Annotated in this window: 24 protein-coding genes; 16 read left to right on the top strand and 8 right to left on the bottom strand. The window is 67.3% G+C overall.

The features are described 5' to 3' along the window. Window positions 1-265 precede the first annotated feature (265 nt). Both FOC84_RS16380 and lysM read left to right on the top strand, forming a co-directional pair. Complete coding sequence (locus FOC84_RS16380; protein ID WP_173145340.1) at window positions 266-583, top strand: hypothetical protein; 318 nt, start codon at window positions 266-268, stop codon at window positions 581-583. Window positions 584-626: 43 nt separating this feature from the next. Then, a complete protein-coding gene (gene lysM / locus FOC84_RS16375) occupies window positions 627-1,073 on the top strand; it encodes a peptidoglycan-binding protein LysM (RefSeq protein WP_054459342.1) in 447 nt (148 codons plus the stop codon). Window positions 1,074-1,332: 259 nt separating this feature from the next. On the opposite strand, the gene ffh is transcribed toward lysM, so the two are convergent. After that, window positions 1,333-2,739 carry a signal recognition particle protein gene (ffh, locus tag FOC84_RS16370; protein WP_173145339.1) on the bottom strand — a complete coding sequence of 469 codons (1,407 nt, stop codon included), beginning with the start codon at window positions 2,737-2,739 and terminating at the stop codon, window positions 1,333-1,335. 106 nt (window positions 2,740-2,845) lie between these two features. Between ffh and FOC84_RS16365 the strand changes: the two genes are divergently transcribed. The 4 genes from FOC84_RS16365 to FOC84_RS16350 all read left to right on the top strand — a co-directional run bounded on the left by FOC84_RS16365 (window position 2,846) and on the right by FOC84_RS16350 (window position 5,242). Next, window positions 2,846-3,688 (top strand): cytochrome C assembly family protein, encoded by an 843-nt coding sequence (locus tag FOC84_RS16365; protein ID WP_173145338.1) that lies wholly within the window; start codon window positions 2,846-2,848, stop codon window positions 3,686-3,688. A 1-nt stretch (window position 3,689) separates the two neighbouring features. Beyond that, entirely contained in the window at window positions 3,690-3,953 is a 264-nt protein-coding gene (locus FOC84_RS16360) for a PP0621 family protein (protein WP_173145337.1), read from the top strand. 72 nt (window positions 3,954-4,025) lie between these two features. Continuing rightward, window positions 4,026-4,604, top strand: a complete 579-nt coding sequence (gene ampD / locus FOC84_RS16355; protein WP_173145336.1) for a 1,6-anhydro-N-acetylmuramyl-L-alanine amidase AmpD — start codon at window positions 4,026-4,028, stop codon at window positions 4,602-4,604. Between the two features lie 17 nt (window positions 4,605-4,621). After that, window positions 4,622-5,242: a glutathione S-transferase family protein gene (locus tag FOC84_RS16350; RefSeq protein ID WP_173145335.1), complete on the top strand. Its 621-nt coding sequence runs from the start codon at window positions 4,622-4,624 to the stop codon at window positions 5,240-5,242. Between the two features lie 23 nt (window positions 5,243-5,265). Here FOC84_RS16350 and FOC84_RS16345 read toward each other — a convergent pair whose 3' ends face one another. After that, complete coding sequence (locus tag FOC84_RS16345; protein WP_173145334.1) at window positions 5,266-6,084, bottom strand: IclR family transcriptional regulator; 819 nt, start codon at window positions 6,082-6,084, stop codon at window positions 5,266-5,268. A 334-nt stretch (window positions 6,085-6,418) separates the two neighbouring features. Here FOC84_RS16345 and FOC84_RS16340 point away from each other — a divergent pair, with 334 nt between their 5' ends. From FOC84_RS16340 to FOC84_RS16325, 4 genes are read left to right on the top strand one after another with little or no spacing between them, the layout of a single operon-like run. Further along, the gene (locus FOC84_RS16340) at window positions 6,419-7,420 is read left to right on the top strand and encodes a 2-dehydro-3-deoxygalactonokinase (RefSeq protein WP_173145333.1); all 1,002 of its coding nucleotides are present in this window, start codon (window positions 6,419-6,421) and stop codon (window positions 7,418-7,420) included. 9 nt (window positions 7,421-7,429) lie between these two features. Then, window positions 7,430-8,083 (top strand): 2-dehydro-3-deoxy-6-phosphogalactonate aldolase, encoded by a 654-nt coding sequence (locus FOC84_RS16335; RefSeq protein ID WP_173145332.1) that lies wholly within the window; start codon window positions 7,430-7,432, stop codon window positions 8,081-8,083. Next, window positions 8,080-9,228, top strand: coding sequence for a galactonate dehydratase (gene dgoD, locus FOC84_RS16330; RefSeq protein ID WP_173145331.1), 1,149 nt, complete (start codon window positions 8,080-8,082; stop codon window positions 9,226-9,228). The genes FOC84_RS16335 and dgoD overlap by 4 nt, the downstream gene beginning before the upstream one ends. A 42-nt stretch (window positions 9,229-9,270) precedes the next feature. After that, complete coding sequence (locus FOC84_RS16325) at window positions 9,271-10,581, top strand: MFS transporter (protein WP_173145330.1); 1,311 nt, start codon at window positions 9,271-9,273, stop codon at window positions 10,579-10,581. Between the two features lie 77 nt (window positions 10,582-10,658). On the opposite strand, the gene FOC84_RS16320 is transcribed toward FOC84_RS16325, so the two are convergent. From FOC84_RS16320 to FOC84_RS16310, 3 genes are all read right to left on the bottom strand, one after another. Next, window positions 10,659-11,858, bottom strand: a complete 1,200-nt coding sequence (locus tag FOC84_RS16320) for an MFS transporter (protein WP_173145329.1) — start codon at window positions 11,856-11,858, stop codon at window positions 10,659-10,661. Window positions 11,859-12,040: 182 nt separating this feature from the next. Further along, complete coding sequence (locus FOC84_RS16315; protein WP_173145328.1) at window positions 12,041-12,814, bottom strand: IclR family transcriptional regulator; 774 nt, start codon at window positions 12,812-12,814, stop codon at window positions 12,041-12,043. Continuing rightward, window positions 12,804-13,601 (bottom strand): IclR family transcriptional regulator, encoded by a 798-nt coding sequence (locus FOC84_RS16310; protein WP_173145327.1) that lies wholly within the window; start codon window positions 13,599-13,601, stop codon window positions 12,804-12,806. The genes FOC84_RS16315 and FOC84_RS16310 overlap by 11 nt, the downstream gene beginning before the upstream one ends. A 193-nt stretch (window positions 13,602-13,794) precedes the next feature. Between FOC84_RS16310 and FOC84_RS16305 the strand changes: the two genes are divergently transcribed. The 6 genes from FOC84_RS16305 to FOC84_RS16280 all read left to right on the top strand — a co-directional run bounded on the left by FOC84_RS16305 (window position 13,795) and on the right by FOC84_RS16280 (window position 21,339). Next, window positions 13,795-14,961, top strand: coding sequence for an acyl-CoA dehydrogenase family protein (locus tag FOC84_RS16305; RefSeq protein WP_173145326.1), 1,167 nt, complete (start codon window positions 13,795-13,797; stop codon window positions 14,959-14,961). Between the two features lie 62 nt (window positions 14,962-15,023). Next, on the top strand, window positions 15,024-16,007 hold the full coding sequence (locus tag FOC84_RS16300; protein WP_173145325.1) for a Bug family tripartite tricarboxylate transporter substrate binding protein: 984 nt from the start codon (window positions 15,024-15,026) through the stop codon (window positions 16,005-16,007). A 20-nt stretch (window positions 16,008-16,027) separates the two neighbouring features. Beyond that, window positions 16,028-16,999, top strand: coding sequence for a Bug family tripartite tricarboxylate transporter substrate binding protein (locus FOC84_RS16295; RefSeq protein WP_173145324.1), 972 nt, complete (start codon window positions 16,028-16,030; stop codon window positions 16,997-16,999). 3 nt (window positions 17,000-17,002) lie between these two features. Continuing rightward, window positions 17,003-18,172: an acyl-CoA dehydrogenase family protein gene (locus tag FOC84_RS16290; protein WP_173145323.1), complete on the top strand. Its 1,170-nt coding sequence runs from the start codon at window positions 17,003-17,005 to the stop codon at window positions 18,170-18,172. A gap of 18 nt (window positions 18,173-18,190) precedes the next feature. Next, window positions 18,191-19,186, top strand: coding sequence for an acrylyl-CoA reductase family protein (locus FOC84_RS16285; protein ID WP_173145322.1), 996 nt, complete (start codon window positions 18,191-18,193; stop codon window positions 19,184-19,186). A gap of 17 nt (window positions 19,187-19,203) precedes the next feature. Continuing rightward, window positions 19,204-21,339: an acetate--CoA ligase family protein gene (locus tag FOC84_RS16280; RefSeq protein ID WP_173145321.1), complete on the top strand. Its 2,136-nt coding sequence runs from the start codon at window positions 19,204-19,206 to the stop codon at window positions 21,337-21,339. Here the strand turns inward: FOC84_RS16280 and FOC84_RS16275 are convergent. The 3 genes from FOC84_RS16275 to htpG all read right to left on the bottom strand — a co-directional run bounded on the left by FOC84_RS16275 (window position 21,336) and on the right by htpG (window position 24,970). Next, window positions 21,336-22,601 (bottom strand): type II toxin-antitoxin system HipA family toxin, encoded by a 1,266-nt coding sequence (locus FOC84_RS16275; protein WP_173145320.1) that lies wholly within the window; start codon window positions 22,599-22,601, stop codon window positions 21,336-21,338. The two genes, FOC84_RS16280 and FOC84_RS16275, sit on opposite strands and share 4 nt — an antisense overlap. Continuing rightward, window positions 22,598-22,867, bottom strand: coding sequence for a helix-turn-helix domain-containing protein (locus tag FOC84_RS16270; protein ID WP_254241985.1), 270 nt, complete (start codon window positions 22,865-22,867; stop codon window positions 22,598-22,600). The genes FOC84_RS16275 and FOC84_RS16270 overlap by 4 nt, the downstream gene beginning before the upstream one ends. Before the next feature lie 204 nt (window positions 22,868-23,071). Further along, window positions 23,072-24,970: a molecular chaperone HtpG gene (gene htpG, locus FOC84_RS16265; RefSeq protein ID WP_173145319.1), complete on the bottom strand. Its 1,899-nt coding sequence runs from the start codon at window positions 24,968-24,970 to the stop codon at window positions 23,072-23,074. Window positions 24,971-24,984 lie beyond the last annotated feature (14 nt).

Raw genomic sequence — 24,984 nt, 5'->3', positions numbered from 1 at the left:
GAAAGCTGTAAAGACAAGGGCCGCTGCGATAGCGGCCCTTGTCGCATGTAGCCGCGCGCCGGATGCGGTTTAGGCCCAGCGCGGTGCATTCCCTGCAAACTGACCAGCATTCTTGCGTAGTCTGCCGGCAGGCTAGCAACCTGTTACACGTTAACCCCTCGTCGCGCGGGGAATGTGCGAGTCATAATCGTTCCTGCTGGTTTCTTACTCTTGTCTTGCTGTTGTTCTAGCGTTGCACATCGCCCCGTGGGGCAGAGGAGGCATCATGAACACCGCGGTCATCATCAACCTGATCATCCAGCTTGTCGCCGGCGCAGCCGGAGGCAATGGCCTGGGAAAGATGCTCCAGCAGTTCAACCTGGGTCCGTTGGGCAATACCATCGCCGGCGCCATCGGCGGCCTTGCAGGCGGTTCCTGGCTGGCCCCGATGATCACCGCGGGAGCCAGCGCGGCGGCGGCAAGCAATACCGGCATGGATCTTTCAGCGATAGTCAGCAGCGTGGTGGGCGGCGGCGTCGGCGGCGCCGTGCTGACCTTGATCGCAGGCGTCGTGCGCAAGATGTTCATGGGCCAAAAGCCCTGATGGCACTTTGTTTTCTCACCGCAACATAGATAAAGGAAACACTATGGGTCTGCTCAATTTCATCAAGGACGTTGGAGAAAAGCTCTTCGGCGCCAGCGAGGCCAAGGCCGCGACGGCGGACGAATTGAAGAAAGAGCTGGATAAGCACGGCCTGAATGCCGACGGCCTGCAGATCTCGGTCGACGGCGACAAGGTCACGGTGGCGGGCGAGGCCCTCAGCACGGAAGCGGCGGAGAAGATCACTCTGGCGCTGGGCAACACCGTGGGCGTGGCCCAGGTGGACAACCAACTGAAGGTGAAGCAGGCCACCCCGGAAGCCAAGATGTACACGGTGCAGAAGGGCGACAACCTGTGGAAGATTGCCGAAGCGCAATACGGCAAGGGTCAAGGCGCGAAGAACAACCTGATCTTCGAAGCCAACAAGCCCATGCTGACCAGCCCCGACAAGATCTACCCGGGCCAGGTGCTGCGCATCCCGCCCCTGTCCTGATCACCGGCGGACATCGGACAGGCCGGAAGGCACCCATGCGCTTTCCGGCTTGCATCGCGGCAGGCGCCCCCTGCTAGCCGCGATCACTTGGCCAGACGCAATGTCTGGCCATTTTTTTCCCGCCTCTCCAATGAAAAATGCCCCAACAGGGGCATTCCAGTCCTGCACAAGAAGGGCTTTTTTCCGCGGGACCGTCCCTGGGAAGAAGCGCCCCCTTGGAGGCAGGAAGCGCACGCGATACGCGCGCCGTGTGGGGGCATCACTTCATTCCAAAGCGGCCCAAACCCTTCATGCCGCCCATGGCGCGCATCATCTTGGCCATGCCACCCTTCTTCATCTGCTTCATCATGCCCTGCATCTGGTCGAACTGCGCCAGCAGACGGTTGACCTCTTGCACCGGCACGCCGGAACCGGCCGCGATGCGGCGCTTGCGCGAGGCCTTGATGAGTTCGGGTTTGGCGCGTTCGGCCGCGGTCATGGAGTTCAGGATGCCTTCGGTGCGGCGCAATTGCTTTTCAGCCTGGCCGCCTTGCAGCTGGCCGGCGGCCTGCTGGAACTGGGCCGGCAGCTTTTCCAGCAACGAGCCCATGTCGCCCAGCTTCTTCACCTGACCCAGCTGGTCGCGGAAGTCGTTCAGGTCGAACTTGTTGCCCGACTTGATCTTCGCGGCCAGCTTCTGGGCTTCGGCGATGTCGATGTTCTTCTGCGCCTGCTCGACCAGCGACACGATGTCGCCCATGCCCAGCACGCGCTGCGCCATGCGCTCGGGGTAGAACGGCTCCAGGCCGTCCAGCTTTTCCGAGACGCCGACGAATTTCAGGGGCTTGCCGGTGACGTGGCGCACCGACAGGGCCGCGCCGCCGCGGGCGTCGCCGTCCAGCTTGGTCAGCACCACGCCCGTGAGGGGCAGCGCTTCCGCGAAGGCGCGCGCGGTGTTGACCGCGTCCTGGCCCTGCATGGCGTCGACCACGAACAGCGTTTCGACCGGTTTGACCAGGTCATGCAGCGCGCGGATCTCGCGCATCATGGCTTCGTCGATGCCCAGGCGGCCGGCCGTGTCCAGGATCAGCACGTCATAGTGATGGCGGCGCGCATGGTCCACCGCGTTGCGGGCGATGTCCTCGGGCTTCTGGCTGGGGTCGGACGGCAGGAAGTCCACGCCCACCTGGGCTGCCACGCTCTTCAGCTGATCGATAGCGGCCGGGCGATAGACGTCGGCGGACACCACCAGCACCTTCTTCTTGCCGGTCTTGCGGCCGTGCTGGGTGTGCTGGCCTTCGCTGAGCCAGCGCGCCAGCTTGCCGGTGGTGGTGGTCTTGCCGGCGCCCTGCAGGCCGGCCATCAGGATGACGGCGGGCGGCTGCACCGCCAGCGACAGTTCGCCGGAGTCGGCGCCCAGGTCGCCGCCCATCAGGGCGGTCAGCTCCTTGTGGACCACGCCCACCAGGGCCTGGCCCGGGCTGAGGCTGCTGGAGACTTCTTCGCCCAGCGCTTTTTCCTTCACACGCGCGACAAATTCGCGCACGACGGGCAGCGCCACGTCGGCTTCCAGCAGCGCCATGCGCACTTCGCGCAGCATCTCCTGGGTGTTGGCCTCGGTCAGGCGGGCTTCCCCGCGCAGCGTCTTGACGACGCGCGACAGGCGTTGAGTTAGGTTATCGAGCATGAGAGGCGTTTCCGCTTAAACTAGTTGATTGAACGGTGGCCGCAGGCGCGGATTCTGCGCTTTCGGGCGGCATGCGCCCCAAGGCCCCATCCAGACAACGGTTTCTATGTCACTAGGCATTGTATTTCACACGGCGGCTGCCTTGGCGTACGCAGTGCTGGGAGGGTCGCTTTGGATCCGCCTGGCCCGCGGCGGCGGCGTGGAACAGACCGGCAAAATCGCCCGCCTGTGCCTGCTGGGTGCCCTGGTTCTCCATGGAATCGGGCTGCAACAATCGATGCTGGGGGCCCAGCATCTGTTCATCGGGTGGGCGCTGGCCCTGTCCGCGGCCATCTGGCTGGGCATGGTGGTGTTCTGGCTGGAAAGCCTGCTGGTGCGCATCGATGGCCTGCAATTGCTGCTGTTGCCCGCCGCCACCATCGCCAGCGGCCTGGCCGCGCTCTTCCCGCAGGGGCAGTTCGTGCCCCACGCCAATGACACCTGGCTGCGCGTCCACCTGCTGATCGCCCTGGCGGCCTATGGCCTGATCACCATCGCCGCGTTGCACGCCATGATGATGGCGCTGCTGGACCGCCACCTGCATCGCCCGCTGGAAGCTCCCGCCGAACGCAGCATCATTGGCCGGGTGCTGGATTCCCAGCCGCCGCTGCTGGTGCAGGAACAACTGCTGTTCCGCATCATCTGGATCGGCTTCATCGTGCTGACCCTGGCCGTGGGCACGGGTTCGGTGGCGTCCATGAAGCTGACTGGCAAGATCCTGCCGTTCGACCACAAGACTGTGTTCACGTTGCTGTCGTGGCTGACTTTCGGGGTGCTGCTGGCGGGCCGTCACATCTGGGGCTGGCGCGGCCGTGTCGCCCTGCGCTGGACATTGACGGGTTTCGGGTTCCTGATTCTGGCCTATACCGGCAGCCGGTTCGTGCTGGAAATGATTCTGCATCGAGGTTGAAGTGGGCAAGTTGCTGTTCTGGATTGTTCTTATCATCCTGGTGCTGTTCGTGGCCCGTCTGGCCGGCCGCATGGCGGCGGCGCGGCAAGCCGGCCAGCAGGGCGCGAAAAAGGCCAAGACCGATGCCCGCGGATCCAAACCGCCGGAATCCATGGTGCGTTGCGCCCACTGCGGCATCCATCTGCCCCGCTCCGAAGCCTTGCAGCAGAACGGCCAGACCTGGTGCAGCGCGGAACACGCGCGCCTGGGCCCCGCCCGGCACTGATCCGCCCGATTAGAGGCTTGCCGCCCGGCACGGCATAATGCGTGTTGGAAACCACACGCATGCTCTCTTCCCATGGCCTTGCTTCTGGATCGTCATGGCTGGCTGGCGCCGGCCCCGGGTGTTTCGCTCATGCCCTCCCCCAACTGCGACGTGCGCCCCGCCGGCGCGCAGGTGTCGCTGCTGGTGCTGCATAACATCAGCCTGCCGCCGGGGCAATTCGGCGGCCCTGAAGTCGCCGGACTGTTCCTGAATACGCTGGACTACGGTTCGCATCCCTGGCTGGAACGGCTGCGCGGCCTGCGTGTGTCGGCGCATTTCTTCATCCGCCGCGATGGCAGCATCATCCAGTTCGTTGCCACCGACGAGCGCGCCTGGCATGCGGGCGTCTCGCGCTTTGCGGGCCGTGAACGCTGCAATGACTTCTCCATCGGCATAGAGCTTGAAGGCACGGATACCCTGCCCTATGACGACGAACAGTACCTGGCGCTGCGCAAGCTGACGCCGGCCCTGCGCGCACGCTATCCGCTGGCGGCCGCCTGGGGCCACGAACACATCGCCCCTGGGCGCAAGACCGACCCAGGGCCCGCTTTCAACTGGACGCGCTTTGCGCGCGACAGCGGCTTTGCCCGGCGGCAGTTGCCGCCCGTCTGACACTACAAGGACTGGTCATGTTGAAGATCTGGGGACGCCTGACGTCCGTCAATGTTCAGAAAGTCATGCTGGCTGTGCGCGAGCTGGCCCTGCCGCACTCCTTCACGCAGGCGGGCGGCCCGTTCGGCGTGGTCGACACGCCCGAATTCGCCAAGCTCAATCCCAACCGCACCGTGCCCCTCATCGACGACGGCGGCTTCGTGCTGTGGGAATCGAACGCCATCGTGCGCTATCTGGCCGCGCGCTACGGCGCGGGCAGCCTGTGGCCGGAAGACGTCTGCATGCGCGCGGACGCAGACCGTTGGATGGACTGGCAGGCCACCGAATGGCAAGGCGTCATGGGCCCCGCGTTCCTGGGCCTGATCCGCACGCCCGAGGACAAGCGCGACCGCGCCGCCATCGAAAACTCGGTCAAGCGTTCAAATGCGCGCGCCCTGATCCTGGATCGGGCCTTGCAAGGCCGCGAGTTCATTGTCGGCCGCCACCTGACCATGGCCGACATCGCCCTGGTCTGCTCTGCCCACCGCTGGCTGGCCCTGCCGATCGAGCGTCCCGAGACGCCAGCGCTGTCGGCCTGGTACCGCCGCGTCATGATGCGTCCGGCCCCGCAGGGCGTGCTGACGCTGCCGCTGGAATAAGGCCCAGACGCAGGGCCGCGGCCTCAGCCGCGGTCCACCTTCCAGCCGAGTTCGGCTGAAATACCCGCAGCGACGCCCTGCACGACGACAACCATGTCGCGCATGCGCTCCAGCGACATGTAGGGCACCGTGCTGGACACGCTGATCGCGGCGACGATGCCGCTGGAAGCGTCGCGCACCGGCGCCGCCACGCAGCGGATCGACGGTTCGTTGTCTTCAAGGTCGAACGCATACCCCTTGGCGGCATAGTCGCGCATGCGGTCGCGGAAAGCTTCCCAGGTCTGGCTGCCGCCGGGCGCGCGCGACGATACCGGCGCGCCGACGCGGTACAGCGCCTTCCATTGCGGTTCTTCGGTATCCAGCAGCAGCGCCTTGCCCACGCCAGTGGCCGCCAGCGGCATGCGGTGCCCGACGCGCGAACGCATTTCCAGCCCCTTCTTGCCGGGAATCTTTTCCAGGTAAAGGACCTCGTCGTTGTCGCGCACGGCGAGATGGATGGTATCGCCCGTCTGCTCCGCCAGGCTGTCCAGGTAGGGGCGAGCCAGCGTCGCCATGGGAAAGGCCTCACGCGCCTGGAAGCCCAGTTCGATCAGCTTCGGCCCCAGCACATAGCCCACGCCGGGCAGGGACCGCAGATAGCGTTCCTGCACCAGGCAGCTGGCCAGACGGTGCGTGGTGCTGCGCGCCACGCCGATGCGAGCGCAGATTTCCTTCAAGTCGCGCGCGCCGCCGGACACGGCCTGCACCACCGCCAGGCCGCGCATCAGCGTCTGCGTGCCCGCGGGCGCGGCGGCATCGGGATCCAGGGTGGGCGTACGGTCGGGATTCTGCGTAGAGGTCATGAAAGCGGAGCCGGGCAACAAAGAGAACGAGTGCAAGCATAACCGCCGCGATCGCGGCGGGATGCGGGGAAAAGGCGCGTTTTCCGAACGATTCCCCCGGAGGACGCGCGGGATGGAGAAATAGTGCTACCTCACCATTTATTCCCTGTATGTGGGATTTAATTCTATATTTTGAGATTTTTCAAGCACTGATCTAGAATTTTTCCCATCGCCCGCCGCACGCTCACCAACGTCCGGCGGGCCTGAAACAACAAGGTCCGCAGAACCCTACCGCCGCGCCAGCCTCACCGCGCGGAGGCAACCCGGTTTGCGGCCAGAAACGAGACAGCTTCTGATGACTACCGGATCTCCCGCCCGCGCGGCGCTCATCGCGCTGGATTGGGGCACCTCCTCGCTGCGCGCCTACCGCCTGGATGCCGCCGGCCGCACGCTGGATACGCGCCATCTGCCCTGGGGCATCATGCGCCTGCCCCAGCCGTTGCAGGACGGCGCCGCCACCACCGCCCTGTCGGGCTTCGAACTGGCCTTCGAACAGGCCTGCGGCGATTGGCTGCGCGCCGAGCCTTCCCTGCCGGTGATCGCCTGCGGCATGGTCGGCAGCGCCCAGGGCTGGAAGGAAGCCGCCTACCTGGACGTGCCCGTCGACCTGCAACGCATCGGCACGCTGCTGACCGAGGTCCGACGCGATGGCGGTCCTTCCCTGCATATCGTGCCCGGCCTGATCCAGCGCCATGGCCTGCCCAACGTCATACGCGGCGAAGAGACCCAGGTCGTCGGCGTGATGGCGGACCCGGCGACGCGCAGCGCGGACAGCGTCCTGATCGGCCTGCCCGGCACCCACTCGAAATGGGTCAGCGCCCGCCGCGGCCGCGTCACCCACTTCGACACCTTCATGACCGGCGAGGTCTATGCCGCGCTGCGCGGCCACACCATCCTGGGCCGGACCATGGCCGACGCCGCCAGCGCCGACATGGCCGCCTTCGAGCGCGGCCTGAAGGTCGCCGGAGCGCCCGCCGGCCGCGCGGGCGTGCTGTCCACCATCTTCAGCACGCGCGCGCTCGGCTTGACCGGCGAACTGGCGCCCGAATCGCAAGCCGACTATCTGTCTGGCCTGCTCATCGGCCACGAAATCGCGGCGCTGGCCGACATGTTGCAACAGCAGGGCGAACTGCCCCGCATCGTGCTTTGCGGCGATCCCGCGCTATGCCGCCGCTATATCCAGGCCATGCAGCATTACGGCTTGGGCACGCCCGAAGAGGCGCAGAACGCCACCGAGCGCGGCCTGTGGCACCTGGCCGTCTGCGCCGGGCTGGTCGCCTCGCCCCCCACGGAATAGGAACCGAACATGAACCATCCCGGTCTGCAAACCGCCATGGCCCACTGCGGCCTGATCGCCATCCTGCGCGGCATCGAGCCCGCCGAGGCCGAAGCCATAGGGCAGGAACTCTATGCCGCGGGCTTTCGCCTGATCGAAGTGCCGCTGAATTCGCCCGATCCGTTGGAAAGCATCCGCGCCATGCGCGCGGCGCTGCCCACCGACTGCCTGATCGGCGCGGGCACCGTGCTGGATCCCGAGGACTGCGCCCGCGTGCAGCAGGCCGGCGGCGAACTGATCGTCATGCCGCACAGCGACGCCGCCGTGATCCGCCGGACCAAGCAACTGGGCATGGCCTCCTGCCCCGGCGTGGCCACGCCCACCGAAGCGTTCGCAGCCCTGGCGGCCGGCGCCGATGTGCTGAAGATGTTCCCGGCCGAGCAGCTCGGCCCGGCCGTGCTGAAGGCCTGGCGCGCCGTGCTGCGCCCGCCGATCGCGCTGGCGCCCGTGGGCGGCATCACGCCCGACAACATCGCGATTTACGCCCAGGCGGGCGCCAGCGGCTTCGGCCTGGGCTCCGCCTTGTACAAACCCGGCCTGTCGGCCGCCCAAGTCGGCCAGAACGCGCGCGCATTCATCGCAGCCTGGCAACGCGCCTATCCCGCCCAGGAGACCCAAGCATGAAGATCACCAAGCTCACCACCTACATCGTGCCGCCGCGGTGGTGCTTCCTGAAGATTGAAACGGACGCCGGCATCGTCGGCTGGGGCGAGCCCGTCGTCGAAGGCCGCGCGCATTCGGTCGCCGCTGCCGTCGAAGAGCTGTCCGACTACCTGATCGGCAAGGATCCGCGCAACATCGAAGACCATTGGACCGTGCTGTACCGCGGCGGCTTCTACCGCGGCGGCGCCATCCACATGAGCGCGCTGGCCGGCATCGACCAGGCCCTGTGGGACATCAAGGGCAAGCACCTGGGCGTACCCGTGTCGCAGCTGCTGGGCGGCAACGTGCGCGACCGCATCCGCGTGTATTCGTGGATCGGCGGCGACCGCCCCGCCGACACCGCCGTCGCCGCCAAGAGCGCGGTGGAGCGCGGCTTCACCGCCGTGAAAATGAACGGCACCGAAGAGCTGCAATACATCGATTCCTTCGACAAGGTCGAGAAGTGCCTGGAGAACGTGGCCGCCGTGCGCGACGCGGTCGGCCCCAACGTCGGCATAGGCGTGGACTTCCATGGCCGCGTGCACAAGCCCATGGCCAAGGTGCTGATGAAGGAGCTGGATCCGTTCAAGCTCATGTTCATCGAAGAGCCCGTGCTGAGCGAGCACTACGAAGCGCTGAAGGAACTGGCGCCGCTGACCTCCACCCCGATCGCGCTGGGCGAACGCCTGTTCTCGCGCTGGGACTTCAAGCGCGTGCTGTCCGAAGGCTATGTGGACATCATCCAGCCCGATCCCTCGCATGCCGGCGGCATCACCGAGACCCGCAAGATCGCGGCGATGGCCGAAGCCTACGACGTGGCGCTGGCGCTGCACTGCCCGCTGGGCCCGATCGCGCTGGCCACCTGCCTGCAGATCGACGCCGGTTGCTACAACGCCTTCATCCAGGAACAAAGCCTGGGCATCCACTACAACGCCGCCAACGACCTGCTGGACTACGTCAGCAACCGCGAAGTCTTCGCCTACGAGGACGGCATGGTCGCGATTCCGCAAGGCCCCGGCCTGGGCATCGAGGTCAACGAGGAATACGTGAAGGAACGCGCCGCCGTGGGCCACCGCTGGCGCAATCCGGTCTGGCGCCACGCCGACGGCAGCTTCGCCGAATGGTAAGCCGATAAAAGTCAGCCGATAAAGAGAAAGAGGAGACACCCCTTGTCCACCACCACCCACGCCGGCCTGCAAAGCGCCCAGCGCCCCACGCGCAGCCGGTATCTCATCATGGTGATGCTGTTCATCACCGTCGTCATCAACTACCTGGACCGCAGCAACCTATCCATCGCCGCGCCCGCGCTCAAGGACGAATTCGGCCTGGACACCGTGCATGAAGGCCTGATCCTGTCGGCCTTCGGCTGGACCTACGCCGCCATGCAGATCCCCGGCGGCTGGCTGGTGGACCGCGTGTCGCCGCGCGTGCTGTACGCGGCCGCGCTGATCCTGTGGTCGGCGGCCACGTTCTTCATGGGCTTCGCCGGCAGCTTCGTCATCCTGTTCGTGCTGCGCCTGGCCGTGGGTGCGCTGGAAGCGCCCGCCTATCCGATCAACAACCGCGTCGTCACCACCTGGTTCCCGGAACGCGAACGCGCCACCGCCATCGGCTTCTATACGTCGGGCCAGTTCGTCGGCCTGGCGTTCCTGACGCCGGTGCTGGCCTGGCTGCAGCACCACTACGGCTGGCACATGGTGTTCGTCAGCACCGGCCTCCTGGGCATCGTGTGGGGCGTGCTGTGGTTCATGATCTACCGCGAGCCGCGCCAGTTCAAGGGCGCCAATGCGGCGGAAATCGAGCTGATCCAGCAAGGTGGTGGCGTGGTCGACCTGGACCGCAACGTCAAGGAAAAGAAGGCCCCCTTCAACTGGAACGACCTGGGCCTGGTCATGAGCAAGCGCAAGCTGTGGGGCGTGTACCTGGGCCAGTTCTGCCTGACGTCCACGCTGTGGTTCTTCCTGACCTGGTTCCCCACCTACCTGGTCAAGTACCGCGGCATGGACTTCATCAAGTCCGGTTTCCTGGCGTCGGTGCCGTTCCTGGCGGCGTTCGTCGGCGTGCTGTGCTCGGGCGTGCTGTCGGACTTCCTGATCCGCCGCGGCGCCACCGTCGGCCTGGCGCGCAAGCTGCCCATCATCCTGGGCCTCTTGATCTCCACGTCGATGATAGGCGCGAATTTCACCGACTCCACGCCGTGGGTGATCTTCTTCCTGGCCGTGGCGTTCTTCGGCAATGGGCTGGCGTCGATCACTTGGTCGCTGGTGTCGACGCTGGCGCCGGTGCGTCTCTTGGGCCTGACGGGCGGGGTGTTCAACTTCGTCGGCAATCTGTCGTCGATCTGCACGCCCATCGTGATCGGCTTCCTGGTGACCAAGGACAGCTTCGCGCCGGCCATCGTGTACGTGTCGTCGCTGGCCTTGCTGGGCGCGCTGTCGTACATCCTGCTGGTGGGCAAGGTGGAGCGGATCGAGGCCTGATCGCTCCGGTTTCCCGGCATGAAAAAAAGGGCGCCTGCATGCACAGGCGCCCTTTTTACTTGCTGCGCAGCGCGATTTCAGCAGCCCTGCATCGCCAACTTGCGCTGGCGCTGGTTGCTGGCGCGCTGCCACAGCACCAGGCCCAGCCCCGCGGCGGCGATAAGGGCGCCGGCGACAGGCACCGCGGCATAGCCCATCCCCGCCGAGATCACGCCCCCGCCCGCCGCGGCGCCTACCGCGTTGCCCAGGTTGAAGGCGCCCACGTTCACCGACGAGGCCAGACCCGGCGCGTCGGTGGCGGCGCGCATCACCCGCATCTGCAGCGGCGGCACCACCGCAAACGTGCCGAAACCGAAGATCAGCAACGCGATGGCCGTGCCGGTCTGCGTCGCGGCCAGCCACGGGAACGCCAGCAGGTCGACGATGATCAGCACCAGGAAGGCGATCAGGCTGCCGTCCAGCGAACGGTCGGCAAAGCGCCCGCCCACGGTATTGCCGATGGTGAAGCCGATGCCTATCAGCACCAGCATCGCCGTGACAAAGTTGGGCGATGCGCCCGTCAGCTCGGCCAGGGTCGGCGCCACGTAGGTGTAGAGCGTGAACATCGCGCCCGCGCCCAGCACCGTGGTCAACAAGGCCACCAGCACCACCGGGCTCTTCAGCACGGCCAGCTCGCGGCGGATGTCGGGGCGGCGTCCGGCCTCGCCAGCGGGCAGCGCGAACCACAGAGACAGCATCGCGATCAGGCCCAGCACCGAGGTCGCGGCGAACGACATGCGCCAGCCTATGACCTGCCCCAGCCAGGTGGCGGCGGGCACCCCGCCCACGTTGGCGATGGTCAGGCCCAGGAACATGGTGGCGACGGCGCTGGCCTGCTTGTGGCGCGGCACCACGCTGGCCGCCACCAGCGAGCCCAGGCCGAAGAACGCGCCGTGGTTCAGGCTGGTGACCAGGCGCGCCAACAGCAGCGTCGTGTAGTTGGGCGACAGCGCGGACAGCACATTGCCCACAGTGAAGATCGCCATCAGCGCCAGCAAGGCGTTGCGGCGCGACCAGCGCGACAGCGCCAGCGTCATCAGCGGCGCGCCCACCATCACGCCGATGGCGTAGGCGCTGATCAGCATGCCGGCGCTGGGGATAGACACGTCCACCCCTTCGGCGATGACGGGCAGCAGGCCCATGGGAGAAAATTCGGTCACGCCGATGCCGAAGGCGCCGACGGCGAGCGCCAGCAATGGCAGGCCGGCCTTGACTGGCTGGGAGTCCTGGGGATTCATCTGGTTTCCTTGGTTCGATTGCGCCGACCGGGGAGCGGGCCGGCGCGGAGGGCCGGGGCGCGGGAAAGACCCGATCGGAAGGCAGGCGCCCAGTATGCCGCCCCCATCCTTGCGGAAAAAGCCAGGAAACAGCGAAACACTTTTGACTTGGAGTCATGAATCCCGGAGACAAGCCGGGAACGTCAGGCCAGCCCCAGCAGCCTTTCCGTCTCGCGCGCCAGGGCGACCAGCCGCGGGCCGATGTCGGCCGCGCGCTCGGGGTAAGGCCCATCCTGCGCGGGCACGCCGCAATTGAAGACGTATAGCAGCGACTGGTAGGGCCGTCCCAGCGGCGCGGCGTAGCCGTAGGCGTCCGGGCGCCACTCCAGGTTGTTGCCGCAATAGCCCTTGCGCTCCAGGTCGCAGCGCGCGGCCGCCAGGCTGGGGAAGTGGGTCTCGTAATGTCGGGGATCCGCCACGCGCAGCTGGTTCAGCACGGCGGCCCGCTCCTCGTCCGAAACCCGCGCCAGCCACGCCTTGCCGGCGGCGCTGGACAGCAGCGGCAGCGAAGCGCCGATGTCGGGCCGCGTCTGCAAGGCCTCGTTGGAACGGGCCGTTTCCACGTACACCATCTGCAGGCGGTCGCGCACCACCAGGGACACGGCGCCGCGCGCATGGTCGGCCAGCTGCTTCATCAGCGGCCGCGCCAACTGCCGGATCTGCATGCTGGCCAGCAAGGGATAGCTCAGCGCCAGCACCGAGGCGCCCAGCCGGTAGCGCGCCGGGTCGCTCTCGCGTTGCAGAAAGCCCAGCTCGACCAGCGTATGCGTCAAGCGCGCCACGGTGCTACGCGACAGGCCGGTCTGCTGCGCGAAGTCCTTGTTGGCCAGCACCGGCCGGTCGGCCCGGAAGCAGGTCAGGATGTCGATGCCGCGCGCCAGCGTGGTGGTGAACTCGCGGTCCTGATCATGCGTCATTTTGGCGTTCCAACATTTTTTCCACGCGCGCCACCAGCGTCAGCAGGCGCGGCGCGATGCGGCCGCGCAGGTCGCCCGGCCGCAGCCGCGTCACGGGCACGCCGCAGTTGAACACCAGCGTCTGGCCGTCGACCCGCGTGCGCATGGGCACCGCCACCGCGTGCACGTCCGAGTGCCAGTCGCCCTGCCCCACGCAATAGCCATGCTCGGCGTAGTCGCACCGCGCCTGCTCCCAGTCCGGCGCATGGCGCCGCCAGACCGCCGGATCCTGGCATCGCAGCGCCGCCAGCACAGGCTCCACTTCGCCGGCCGGCGCCTGCGCCAGCCAGGCGCGCCCCATGGCCGAAGGCAGCAGCGGCAGCAAGGCGCCGATATCCGGCCGGAACGACACGGCATCGTGTCCGCGGCAGGTTTCCACATACACCATGTTCAAGCCGTGATGCATGCCCAGCGAGGCCGAGCCGCCCGCCGCATCAGCCAGGCGCTTCATCAGCGGACGCGCCAACTGCCGGACTTTGATGCTGGCCAGGAGCGGATAGCTCAGCGACAACACCGCGGTGCCCAGCCGGTAGCGGCGCAGGCCGGCGTCGTAGCGCAACAGGCCGCGCTGCATCAGCGTGGTGGTCAAGCGTGAAATCGTGGCCTTGGACAGGCCGGTGCGGTCCGCCAGATCACGGTTGCTGAGCGCCGGCTCGCCGTGCCGGAAAGCCTGCAGCACCGACAAGCCGTGCGCCAGCGTGGTGGCGAAGGCAGGGTCGGCATGGCGCTCGCCTGGGCGGGTGGTCATGATCGCTGTCCTGGGCGCGGCACGCGCGGAATACGCGGTCCGTCCCTGCCGATCATAGAGCAGCGGCGGCGGTGTCGGCTGAGGTGCCGTTCAAGATATCAAAACACTTGTCTCAAATCCCCTGGCCTTTTGCTAGCCTGGATTCAACACGGCGCGGCACGCATCAGCGCCCACGATGAAACGGAGACTAGCCATGATCAGGGACCCCGACGGTTTCCCGCAATTCCTCGAATCGCTGCGCCGCTACGTGCGCGAGCAGTTGGCGCCACGCGAAGCCGAGGTCGCCCGCCTGGACGAGGTGCCGCAGGACCTGGTCGCCAGCATGGCCGCGCAGGGCTTGTTCGGTTATTCCATCCCCGAGCAATACGGCGGCGCGGGCATGACGACCGAGGAGCTGATCCTGGCTGCCATGGAGTTGTCCCAATGCTCGGTGGCGTTTCGCGCCCGCGTCGGCACCAACACCGGCATCGGCTCCGAGGCGCTGGTGGCCGACGGCACCGATGCGCAGAAGGCCCGCTACCTGCCGCTGCTGGCGTCCGGCGAACTGACCGGCTGCTTCGCCCTGACCGAGCCGCAGGCAGGCTCCGACGCCACCGCCTTGCGCACCACCGCCGTGCGCGACGGCGACCACTACGTGCTGAATGGCGAGAAGTGCTTCATCACCAATGCGCCGCTGGCGGGCCTGTTCACCGTCATGGCGCGCACCGATCCTGACGCGCCGGGCGCCAAGGGCATCACCGCCTTCATCGTTGAACGCGGCACTCCTGGCCTGTCCACCGGCCAGCCCTACGACAAGATGGGCCAGGCGGGGTCGCCCGTGTCCGCCGTGCATTTCGAGGACTGCCGCGTGCCGACGGCGAACATCATCGGCGGCCAGGACGGCCTGGGCTTCAAGACCGCGATGAAGGTGCTGAACAAGCAACGCATCCATCTGGCCGCGCTGTGCATAGGCCCCGCCATCCGCATGCTGGACGACACGCTGCGCTTCGTGGCCGAGCGCCAGCAATTCGGCCAGCCGCTGATGGACTTCCAGCTGATCCAGGCCATGCTGGCCGACTGCCAGACCGAGATCCAGGCCGCCCGCGCGCTGGTGCTGCAAACCGCGCGCGAACGCGACGCGGGCGCGGACGTGACATTGAACGCTTCGATCTGCAAGTACTTCGCGTCGGAGATGTGCGGCCGCGTGGCGGACCGTTGCGTGCAGATGCATGGCGGCTACGGCTACATCGCCGACCATGGCATCGAACGCTTCTACCGCGATGTGCGCCTGTTCCGCCTGTACGAAGGCACCAGCCAGATCCATCAATTGAATATCGCCCGCCACACGCTGACCCAGGCGGGCTACACGCCCGGCCGTTAGGGCACACAGGGACCGCAGCCACCAGAAGCCGGCGGCCCGCCAAACCAAAGGAGACTTCCATCATGCTGCACAAGCACCTGCCGAAGTGGATCGGCGCCATGGCCGCCGCCCTCGCCTGCGCGGCGCTGCCCCCGCAAGCCACGGCCGCCTATCCCGACAAGCCCGTGAGGCTGATCGTGCCGTTCGCTCCCGGCGGCTCCACCGACATCCTGGGACGTCTGCTGGCCGAGGCGCTGCATCCCATCCTGGGCCAGCCCGTCATCGTCGAAAACAAGCCCGGCGCCGGCGGCAACATTGGCGGCGACTTCGTGGCCCGTGCCGCGCCCGACGGCTACACGCTGCTGCTGGCGGCGGCCGGCCCCACCGTCATCAATCCCAGCCTGTACGCCAACATGCCGTTCAATCCGGCCAAGGACCTGGCGCCCATCACCTGCCTGGAACGCGAGCACAACCTGATGGTGGTGACGAAGTCCATGCCGGTGAAGACCTTGCAGGAGTTCCTGCAATACGCCCGCAACAACCCCGGCAAGCTGTCCTTCGGATCGCCCGGCAACGGCTCGCCCGCGCAACTGGCCGGCGAACTGCTCAAGCAGCAGACCGGCATCCAGGCCGAGCACGTGCCCTACAAGGGCTCCGGCCCCGCCATCACCGACCTGGTGGCCGGCCACATCGATTTCATGATCGACAACATGCCGGCGCTGCTGCCGCAGGTCAAGGCCGGCGGGATACGCGCGCTGGCCGTGCCCAGCGATCAGCGCGCCACTGCCGCGCCCGACATCCCCACCTTCGATGAGGCCGGCCAGAAGGGCTTTGTGGTGATGGCCTGGAAGGGCTTGATGGCGCCCGCCGGCACCGACCCGGCGGTGATCGAGCGGCTGCACGCGGCCGTGGTCAAGGCGCTGCAGGATCCGCAGCTGCGCGCCCGCTTCCAGGAGCTGGGCGCCGAGCCGCTGGCCAGCACGCCGGCCGAGTTCGCCAAGCAGATCGCCGACGAAACCGCCTGGTGGGCCAAGCTGGTGCAGTCCACCGGCGCCCGCATCCAATAGGCCATCGCAAGGAGACCACCATGCAATCCTGCTTTCGAATGCTGCGTGCGCTGTGCGCTGTCGCCCTGCTGGGCGCGGCCAGCACGGCGCAGGCCGCCGCCTACCCCGACAAGCCGGTGCGGCTGATCGTGCCCTACGCCGCCGGCGGCGGCACCGACACCGCGGCGCGCATGATCGCCCGCAAGCTGGCGCCCTTGCTGGGCCAGCCCGTGGTGGTCGAGAACAAGCCTGGCGGCGCCACGCAGATCGGCACCGCTTATGTCGCCGGCGCGCAGCCCGATGGCTACACCTTGCTGATGGGCACCGCCAACCTGGCGACCAACAGCGTGCTGTACGCCAGGCTGCCCTATGACGTGAAGAAGGACCTGACGCCCGTGGTCTGGGCCACGGACGTGCCGGTCTACCTGCTGCTGCCCGCCGCCAGCCCGGTGCGCAGCCTGGAAGACCTGAAGCGCGCCGCCACGCAGCAGCAGGGCCTGACCTACGCCACCGCCGGCACGGGCAGCATCCCGCATCTGGCGGGCGAACAGTTCGCGCACCAGACCGGCGTCGCCCTGCGGCACATTCCCTACAAGGGCAGCAGCGAGGCCGCCACCGCGCTGGTCGGCGGGCAGGTCCAGATGAGCTTCGACAACCTGCCGCCGGTCTACGCGCAGGTCAAGGCCGGCCGCCTGCGGCCCATCGCCATCGCGGCGCAGGCGCGCAATCCCGATCTGCCCGACGTTCCCACGCTGGCCGAGCTGGGCGTGCCGCTGTCGGCCTCGTCCTGGTGGGGCGTGATGGCGCCCGCGGGCACGCCCAAGGACGTGATCGCCCTGCTGAACCGGCAGATCAACGCCGTGCTGGCCGATCCAGAGGTGCGCAGCTACTTCGCCGGGCTGGGCATGCAGCCCACCGGCGGCACGCCCGAAGCCTTCGGCCGGCACATCGCCGACGAAACCGACAGATGGCGCGCCGTGGTCAAGCAGGCCGGCGTCAAGATCGAGGAATAAGCCATGCAGTCCAAGCAAGAACGCAATAGCGGCGACGCCCTGCAAGACCTGTGCGCGCGCGTGCGCCGCTTCGTCGACGAGGTGGCGATCCCGGCGGAAGCCCCCGCCATCGCCCGCGACGTGGCCGCGCTGGATCGCCGCGTCGCCCAGCTGCGCGTACAAGCTCGCGCGGCCGGCCTCTATACGCCCCAGTTGCCGCAGGAATGGGGCGGCCTGGGCTTGGGCTGGCGCGCCTTGGCCCAGGTGCTCGAAGAGGCCGGCCGCGGCTTCCTGGGCCCCGCCGCGCTGAACTGCGCCGCCCCCGATCAGCCCAACATGCTGACGCTGCTGCGCCTGGGCAGCCCGGAGCAGCAGGACCGTTTCCTGGCGCCGCTGGTGCGCGGCGAGCAGCGCGCCTGCTTCGCCATGACCGAGCCCGCGCCTGGCGCCGGTTCCGACCCATCCATGCTGCGCACCCGCGCCGAACGGCGCGGCGCGCGCTGGGTGCTGAACGGACACAAGCAATTCATCAGCGGCGGCGTGGGCGCGGATTTCGCGCTAGTGCTGGCGCGCGCGGAATCCGGCGTCACGCTGTTCCTGGTGCCGGCGGACACGCCGGGCTACCGGGTGGTGCGCGACATCGGCATGGTCACGGGCTACCAGATCGGCGGGCATGCGGAGATCTTGCTGCAGGACTGCGAAGTCGGCGACGAGGCCGTGCTGGGCGAGCCCGGCCGCGGCCTGGAGTATGCGCAGCTAAGGCTGGAGCCCGCCCGCCTGTCCCACTGCATGCGCTACATAGGCCGCGCGCGGCGCGCGCTGGAAACGGCGCAATCCTATGTGGTGCAGCGCGACTCCTTCGGCTCGCGCCTGGCCGATCTGCAGCAGATCCAGGCCATGGTCGCGGACTCCCACATCGACCTGCACGCCGCCCGCCTCATGACGCTGGACTGCGCCGGCCGCATGGACGAGGGCCTGTCGGTGAAACAGCACAGCGCCATGACCAAGGTCTTCGTGTCCGAGGCCGTGAATCGCGTGGCCGACCGCGCCGTCCAGATGATGGGCGCATCGGGCCTGTCCGACGACACGCCCGTGGCCATGGTCTGGCAGGAAATGCGCCCCTTCCGCATCTACGACGGCGCCAACGAACTGCACCGCGCCACGCTGGCGCGCCGGCTGCTGGCGCAAGCCTGAGCCACTACGGAGACAAACATGGAGAATCCCGAATTCCAGGCCTACCGCCTGCACGCAGGCGCGGCGGGCGAGCCGCCGCAGGGCCGCTACGACACCCTGACCGCGGACCAGTTGTCCGCGGGCGACACGCTCATCAAGGTGGCCTATGCGGGCCTGAACTACAAGGACGCACTGGCCCAGGCGGGGCGCGGCGGCATCATCCGCGAGTATCCGCGCATCGGCGGCATCGACCTCTCGGGCACCGTGGTGTATTCCGCCGACCCGGCGCTGGCGCCCGGCCAGGAGGTCGTGGTGCATGGCTTCGGCATCGGCGTGGATTGCGATGGCGGCTATGCCGAGTATGCGCGGGTGCGCCATGACTGGGTGCTGCCGCTGCCTGCCGGCATCGGGCTGCGCGATGCCGCCGTGCTGGGCGCGGCCGGCTACACCGCCGCGCTGTCGCTGCACTGGATGGAGCATTGCGGACTGACGCCAGCGCAAGGCGAGGTGCTGGTCACCGGCGCCACCGGCGGCGTCGCCGGCGTCGCCATCGACATCCTGAGCCAGCGCGGCTACCGCGTCTGCGCCATGTCCGGCAAGCCGGACGCGGCAGACTATCTGCGCTCGTTGGGCGCGCAGGAGGTGATCGCCCCGCCCGATCTGTCGGCCGGCATCAAGCCGCTCATGAGCGCGCGCTGGGCGGGCGTGATCGATTCCGTGGGCGGCCCGCTGCTGGCCCACGCGCTGGCCAGCCTGAAGCCCGACGGCGTGGCCGCCGCCTTTGGCAATGCGGGCGGCGCGGACCTGCCCACCTCGGTCATCCCCTTCATCCTGCGCGGCGTCAAGCTGCTGGGCATCAACGCCAACAGCCCCATGCCGCTACGGCGCCAGGTGTGGAACAAGCTTGCCGCCGAGTACCGCCCCGCGCATCTGGACCTGATCGCGCGCGTCATTGAACCGCGCGAGCTGCCGCAAGCGCTCGCCGCCATGCTCGAACGCGGCAGCACCGGCCGCAGCATCGTGCGCTACTCCTGATCCTTCATCGCCACACCATGACTGACACCTCCCTGTCCCGCCTCTTCGATCCGCAAGGCATCGCCATCATCGGCGCCTCGGCCACGCCGGGCAAGATCGGCGCGATGCCGATCACACTGCTGCTGCAGCACGGCTACAGCGGCCGCATCATCCCGGTCAACCCGCGTGCGAACACCATCGCCGGCCTGCCCGCCCTACCCGGCCTGGATGCCCTGGACACGGACGTGGACCTGGCTATCCTGGCCGTGCCCGCCGCCCACGCCGCACAGGCGCTGGAACGCGCCCGGCCTGGCCAGGTCGGCGCGGCCGTGGTGTTCACCTCCGGCTTCTCCGAGACCGGCGCGGACGGCGCCGCACAGCAGGAACGGCTCTGCGCCATCGCGCGCGAGCGCGGCATCCGGCTGCTGGGCCCCAATTGCCTGGGCTTCATGAACGTGCGGCGCAATGTCTACGCAACCTTCTCGCCCGCCCCCGCCAACGGCGTCGTCGCCCCCGGCGGCATCGGCATGGTGTCGCAGAGCGGCGCGTTCGGCGCCTACGCCTACAGCATGGCGCGCGAACGCGGCCTGGGCCTGTCGCACTGGATCAGCACCGGCAACGAAGCCGACATCGACGTCGCCGACTGCATCGAATGGCTGGCGCGCGACGCCGATACCCGCGTCATCATGGCCTACATGGAAGGCTGCCGCGATGGCGCCAAGCTGCGCCGCGCCCTGGCCGCGGCGCGCACGGCCGGCAAGCCCGTCGTCGTCACCAAGATCGGCCGCACCCAGGCCGGCGCGCAGGCCGCGGCTTCGCACACCGCCGCGCTGGCCGGCGATGACGCCGTCTACGACGCGCTGTTCCGCCAGTATGGCGCCCTGCGCGCGCGCACCATCGAGGAATTCTTCAACCTGGGTTATGCGCTGGACACCTGGAAACAGCCGCCGCAAGGCCGCAGGCTAGGCATCTTCACGATCTCCGGCGGCGTGGGCGCGCTGATGGCCGACGAAGCCGCCGACACCGGACTGGCGCTGCCCGAGCCCGCCGCCGACGCGCAGGCCAGGCTGCTGGAACGCGTGCCCTTCGCCAGCGGCCGCAACCCCGTCGACGTGACCGGGCAGGCCGTGTCCGAACCCGGCCTGCTGCTGGCCACCGCCGACGACATGCTGGCCGATGGCCGCTATGACGCCCTGGCCGTGTTCTTGGCCGCCGCCGGATCCTCCGAAGCCCTGTGGCCCACCTTCGAGACCTTCGCGCGGCAGATGCAGGCCCGCCATCCCGACGTGCCCCTGGCCATCAGCGCGCTGTTCCCGCCCGCGCGCCGCCGCGAACTGGAACGGCTGGGCTGCCTGGTGTTTCCTGATCCTAGCGCCGCCATCCGCACGATAGGCGCGGTGGCTGGGCTGGCGGCCAATGGAGACAGCAGCGTGGCTGAAGAGATTCCCGCAACTGCGGTCGCCAACGCCCCGGCATTGCTGGACGCCTACAACGAAGTCCAGGCCATGGATCTGCTGCGTCAGGCCGGCTTGCCCACTTCCCCTTGCGCGCTGGCCATCGATGCGGATGCGGCAGTGCGCGCCGTCGCAGACATGCGCACGGCAGGCCCGGGCGCCGGCAGCGAGGATGTTCCCGTCGTGCTCAAGGTGGTATCGCCCGACATCACGCACAAAAGCGACGTAGGCGGCGTGAAGCTCAACCTGCGCGGCGAGGACGCCGTGCGGCGCGCTTACGCCGACATCATGGCCTCGGTTCGCCAGCACCGGCCCGACGCCCGCATCGACGGCGTGCTGGTCGCCCCCATGGCCCCCAAGGGCGTCGAATGCATCGCTGGCGTGCATTGCGATCCCGTGTTCGGCCCCGTCGTCATGTTCGGCCTGGGCGGCGTCTTCGTCGAAGTGCTCAAGGACGTCAGTTTCCGCCTGGCCCCCTTCGGCCGCGATGACGCCCTGGAAATGATCCGCGAGATCAAGGGCTACGCCCTGCTGCAAGGCGCGCGCGGCGCGCCGCCCTGCGACGTCGACGCGCTGGCCGACGCGCTGGCGGCCCTGTCCCGCTTCGCCCACGCGCGCCGGGAGGACTTCAGTTCGGTGGAGATCAATCCCTTGCTGGCGCTGCCTGAGAGGCAAGGGGTGGTGGCGCTGGATGCGGTGGTGATACGCGGCGGAGACTAGGACTCCCAGCCCCAGTGTTTCGCGAGCTTTTGGGTATTGGTGTTGATCCAGCGGCCCAAGCGCTCCACCAATGCGCGCTCCGTGCCGGCGGCGACCTGCTCCGACAGGGCCGCTTGCACCTGCGCCAAAACGCCGGGCAGCGCGCTCGTCAACGCCACGCCGACCGTCCTGACATAGCGCCCCGCAAACCCCAGCTCGCGCGCCATCGCGTCCAATTGCTCCGGCCCGATCGCGCCGGGCTTCATTTCACCGCCGATCGACAAGGCGAAATTGCGCGCCAGCCCGGGATAGATCGCGGTGCACATCAAATCGTAAAACGGCGCCAGCCGGTACATTCCGCCTGCCGTCTGCAACACGGACAGATTCTTGGCGTGGCTGTCGTTGTTGCCCACGCACAGATTGAACAACACCCACTGCAGAAAGCGCTTCAGGTCCGCCGCGCCCACGCCCATGCTTCCCAGCATGGCGCGGCATTGCGCCAGGGACGGACCGCCATCCGATTCGTACTTCACGTCGGAGGGTTTACCTGCCAGTTGGCAAAGATCCAATTGATGCATCCGAATCAACTCGCCGTCGTCGCCGGGCACGCGGTCGTAACGCTCGATCAGGCAAGCGCGCGTATCGCGCTGATAACTGGCCTGCGCCGCCCCTAGGCCCAGGCTGGCGGCCAACTGCATCACCAACGTTTCGTTCAACGCCGACGGCCAGACCTTGTCGAAGCCTCTGATGTCTGGCTTCAGGATATGCGTAGACGGCGCGGCGCCTTCGGGGATCGCGGGCGATCCGTTTGGCATCACCGTCAGCAACAGCTTGTCTTGCGCCCCCGCCAGCGAAATCCGCGCACCCTCGGCATTCTCCGACACCAACGCGGGCACGGCGGTGTTCCGCAGACGCGCTGCAATCTCCTGCCAGGTCGTGGGCCGATAATGCGCCGGCGCGGGACGCTCGCCTTGCGGCAATATGGTCAACCCGCTGGCGGTATCTCCCCCCACGCTGCGCAGCAGGCCGAAGACCGTGGTGGCATGCCGGCTGACCTGCAGGAACTTGCGCACATGCCCTTCGGGCAGCAAATTTTCAAAGAAGGCATGCACTGCGTCGCCCGTGTGATCGCCGCTGCGCAAAGGCACCGACGGCGAGATGGCGTGCGCACTGGCCTGATTCAGCCAAGTGTCGTCATACAAGAAACGCAAGGGCCGCTCGTCGAACAAGCGTCCGACCTTGCGGTCTGCGTGATAGATGTCCAGCGCATCGACGGCGGTCATGGCAGGCTCGCGCGCTTGGGCACCACCTGCACTTCAAGACCCAGCAGATCGAGCATGTCCAGCACCTTCTGCAATTGCAGCGTGGGCTTGCCACGCTCCAGATCCACCACGTAGCGGTTGCCTGTGCCGGACAAACCAGCCAGATCCGCCTGCAGCAAGCCTTGGGAGCGCCGCACGGCTTTCACCAACTCGCCCAGCTCGGTCGATGTGCGGATCGTTACGCCAGCCCCACCTGCCAGCGCCTCGGACATATCGGTCTTGGACATGGGCCTCTCCTAAATTACCGTTCGGTAATTTTAGAACAATAATTAGCTGGGCGCACAGAAAAATTACCGAGCGGGAAAAATTTGTTCGACACTGGCGAGCATTTCTTAAATACTCCCGATCGGTAATATTTAGTCCTTTATCCAGCCTCTGCCAAACGAAAAAAGGGCGCCTATCAAAGGCGCCCTTATCGAACCGCGTCCCGCTTACTTCAGCAGCAACGCATTCAGCCGCTTCACGAACGCGGCCGGGTCCGCGATCTGCGCGCCTTCGGCCAGCAGCGCCTGATCCAGCAGCAGACGCGCCCACTGGTCGAACTCGCCGTCGTCGGCCGCGCGGATACGCGCCAGCAGCGGATGCTCGGGGTTGATTTCCAGCACCGGCTTGACGTTCGGCGCTTCCTGGCCGGCGGCCTTCAGCATGCGCAACAGGTGCGGGCTGAGTTCGTTCTGGCCCACCACCACGCAAGCCGGCGAATCCACCAGGCGCAGGGTCACGCGCACTTCCTTGACCTGGTCTTCCAGCGTCTTCTGCAGGCGCTCGACCAGCGGCTTGAAGTCCTCGGCCACTTCGGCCTGGTGCTTCTTTTCTTCCTCGTCGGCCAGCTCGGCCAGATCCAGGCCGCCCTTGGCCACCGACACCAGCGACTTGCCGTCGAATTCGCGCAGGTAGGACAGCATCCATTCATCGACGCGGTCCGACAGCAGCAGGACCTCGATGCCCTTCTTGCGGAAGATTTCCAGATGCGGGCTGTTGCTGGCCGCGGCGAAGGTATCCGCCGTGACGTAGTAGATCTTGTCCTGGCCGTCCTTCATGCGCGACACGTAGTCGGCGAACGACACGGTCTGAGCCTGGTCGCCCGTCTGCGTCGATGCGAAGCGCATGAGCTTGGCGATGCGCTCCAGGTTGGCCGAGTCCTCGCCCGCGCCTTCCTTCAGCACCTGGCCGAACTCCGACCAGAACGTGGCGTAGTCTTCCGGCTTGTTCTCCGCCATGTCTTCCAGCAGCGACAGGATGCGCTTGGCCGAACCCTCGCGGATGGCGCGCACATCGCGGCTTTCCTGCAGGATTTCACGCGAGACGTTCAGCGGCAGGTCCGCCGAATCGATCACACCGCGCACGAAACGCAGGTACGAAGGCAGCAGCTGGTCGGCGTCGTCCATGATGAAGACGCGCTTCACGTACAGCTTCACGCCGTGGCGGCCGTCGCGGTCCCACATGTCCATGGGCGCATGCTTGGGCACGTACAGCAGCTGCGTATATTCGCTGCGGCCTTCCACGCGGTTGTGGGTCCAGGCCAGCGGGTCGTCGTAGTCGTGCGACACCGTCTTGTAGAACTCGCGGTACTGCTCTTCCGTGACGTCGGACTTGCTGCGGGCCCACAGCGCATTGGCCTGGTTCACCGTTTCCAGTTCTTCGGTCTTGACCTGCTCGCCCTTCTCCTGGTCCCACTCTTCCTTGGCCATGCGGATGGGCAGGGAGATGTGGTCCGAATAGCGGCGCAGGATCTCGCGCAGCTTCCAGCCATTGAGCAATTCGTCTTCGTCGGCGCGCAGGTGCAGCGTGACGTCCGTGCCGCGCGTGGCCTTCTCGGCGGCAGCGATGGTGAATTCACCCTGGCCGTCGGATTCCCACTGGATCGCGTCCGTGGCGCCGGCGCGGCGGCTGACCACCGTGACCTTGTCGGCCACGATGAACGACGAATAGAAGCCCACGCCGAACTGACCGATCAGCTGCGCATCCTTCTGCTTGTCGCCAGTCAGCTGCGAGAAGAATTCCCGCGTGCCGGAGCGCGCAATCGTGCCCAGGTTGGCCACGGCTTCGTCACGCGACAGGCCGATGCCGTTGTCGGAGATGGTGATGGTGCGGGCGGCCTTGTCGTAGCTGACCGTGATGGCCAGTTCGCCATTGCCTTCCAGCAGATCGGGCTGGTCGATGGCCTCGAAGCGCAGCTTGTCGCAGGCGTCCGATGCGTTCGACACCAGCTCGCGCAGGAAGATTTCCTTGTTGCTGTACAGCGAATGGATCATCAGGTGCAGCAGCTGCTTCACCTCTGCCTGGAACCCCAGGGTTTCGGACGTGGAAGGCGTGGCGGTTTGGCTCATAGTTCTACGTGGCT

This window comes from Achromobacter pestifer (assembly GCF_013267355.1).
In the GTDB taxonomy this organism is placed as follows: domain Bacteria; phylum Pseudomonadota; class Gammaproteobacteria; order Burkholderiales; family Burkholderiaceae_B; genus Achromobacter; species Achromobacter pestifer_A.
The sequence above is the reverse complement of the archived record's forward strand: the minus strand, read 5'-3'. Positions and strand labels throughout refer to the sequence as shown.

What these genes read in the sequence shown, in the direction of transcription:
- ampD (WP_173145336.1), top strand. Translation starts at nt 4,026, where the DNA reads ATGGCCTTGCTTCTGGATCGTCATGGCTGGCTGGCGCCGGCCCCGGGT.
- FOC84_RS16275 (WP_173145320.1), bottom strand. Translation starts at nt 22,601, where the DNA reads ATGACCGCCGTCGATGCGCTGGACATCTATCACGCAGACCGCAAGGTC.
- FOC84_RS16300 (WP_173145325.1), top strand. Translation starts at nt 15,024, where the DNA reads ATGCTGCACAAGCACCTGCCGAAGTGGATCGGCGCCATGGCCGCCGCC.
- FOC84_RS16295 (WP_173145324.1), top strand. Translation starts at nt 16,028, where the DNA reads ATGCAATCCTGCTTTCGAATGCTGCGTGCGCTGTGCGCTGTCGCCCTG.
- lysM (WP_054459342.1), top strand. Translation starts at nt 627, where the DNA reads ATGGGTCTGCTCAATTTCATCAAGGACGTTGGAGAAAAGCTCTTCGGC.
- FOC84_RS16380 (WP_173145340.1), top strand. Translation starts at nt 266, where the DNA reads ATGAACACCGCGGTCATCATCAACCTGATCATCCAGCTTGTCGCCGGC.
- FOC84_RS16335 (WP_173145332.1), top strand. Translation starts at nt 7,430, where the DNA reads ATGAACCATCCCGGTCTGCAAACCGCCATGGCCCACTGCGGCCTGATC.
- FOC84_RS16350 (WP_173145335.1), top strand. Translation starts at nt 4,622, where the DNA reads ATGTTGAAGATCTGGGGACGCCTGACGTCCGTCAATGTTCAGAAAGTC.
- FOC84_RS16305 (WP_173145326.1), top strand. Translation starts at nt 13,795, where the DNA reads ATGATCAGGGACCCCGACGGTTTCCCGCAATTCCTCGAATCGCTGCGC.
- dgoD (WP_173145331.1), top strand. Translation starts at nt 8,080, where the DNA reads ATGAAGATCACCAAGCTCACCACCTACATCGTGCCGCCGCGGTGGTGC.
- FOC84_RS16280 (WP_173145321.1), top strand. Translation starts at nt 19,204, where the DNA reads ATGACTGACACCTCCCTGTCCCGCCTCTTCGATCCGCAAGGCATCGCC.
- FOC84_RS16320 (WP_173145329.1), bottom strand. Translation starts at nt 11,858, where the DNA reads ATGAATCCCCAGGACTCCCAGCCAGTCAAGGCCGGCCTGCCATTGCTG.
- FOC84_RS16340 (WP_173145333.1), top strand. Translation starts at nt 6,419, where the DNA reads ATGACTACCGGATCTCCCGCCCGCGCGGCGCTCATCGCGCTGGATTGG.
- ffh (WP_173145339.1), bottom strand. Translation starts at nt 2,739, where the DNA reads ATGCTCGATAACCTAACTCAACGCCTGTCGCGCGTCGTCAAGACGCTG.
- FOC84_RS16345 (WP_173145334.1), bottom strand. Translation starts at nt 6,084, where the DNA reads ATGACCTCTACGCAGAATCCCGACCGTACGCCCACCCTGGATCCCGAT.
- FOC84_RS16290 (WP_173145323.1), top strand. Translation starts at nt 17,003, where the DNA reads ATGCAGTCCAAGCAAGAACGCAATAGCGGCGACGCCCTGCAAGACCTG.
- htpG (WP_173145319.1), bottom strand. Translation starts at nt 24,970, where the DNA reads ATGAGCCAAACCGCCACGCCTTCCACGTCCGAAACCCTGGGGTTCCAG.
- FOC84_RS16270 (WP_254241985.1), bottom strand. Translation starts at nt 22,867, where the DNA reads ATGTCCAAGACCGATATGTCCGAGGCGCTGGCAGGTGGGGCTGGCGTA.
- FOC84_RS16310 (WP_173145327.1), bottom strand. Translation starts at nt 13,601, where the DNA reads ATGACCACCCGCCCAGGCGAGCGCCATGCCGACCCTGCCTTCGCCACC.
- FOC84_RS16285 (WP_173145322.1), top strand. Translation starts at nt 18,191, where the DNA reads ATGGAGAATCCCGAATTCCAGGCCTACCGCCTGCACGCAGGCGCGGCG.
- FOC84_RS16315 (WP_173145328.1), bottom strand. Translation starts at nt 12,814, where the DNA reads ATGACGCATGATCAGGACCGCGAGTTCACCACCACGCTGGCGCGCGGC.
- FOC84_RS16365 (WP_173145338.1), top strand. Translation starts at nt 2,846, where the DNA reads ATGTCACTAGGCATTGTATTTCACACGGCGGCTGCCTTGGCGTACGCA.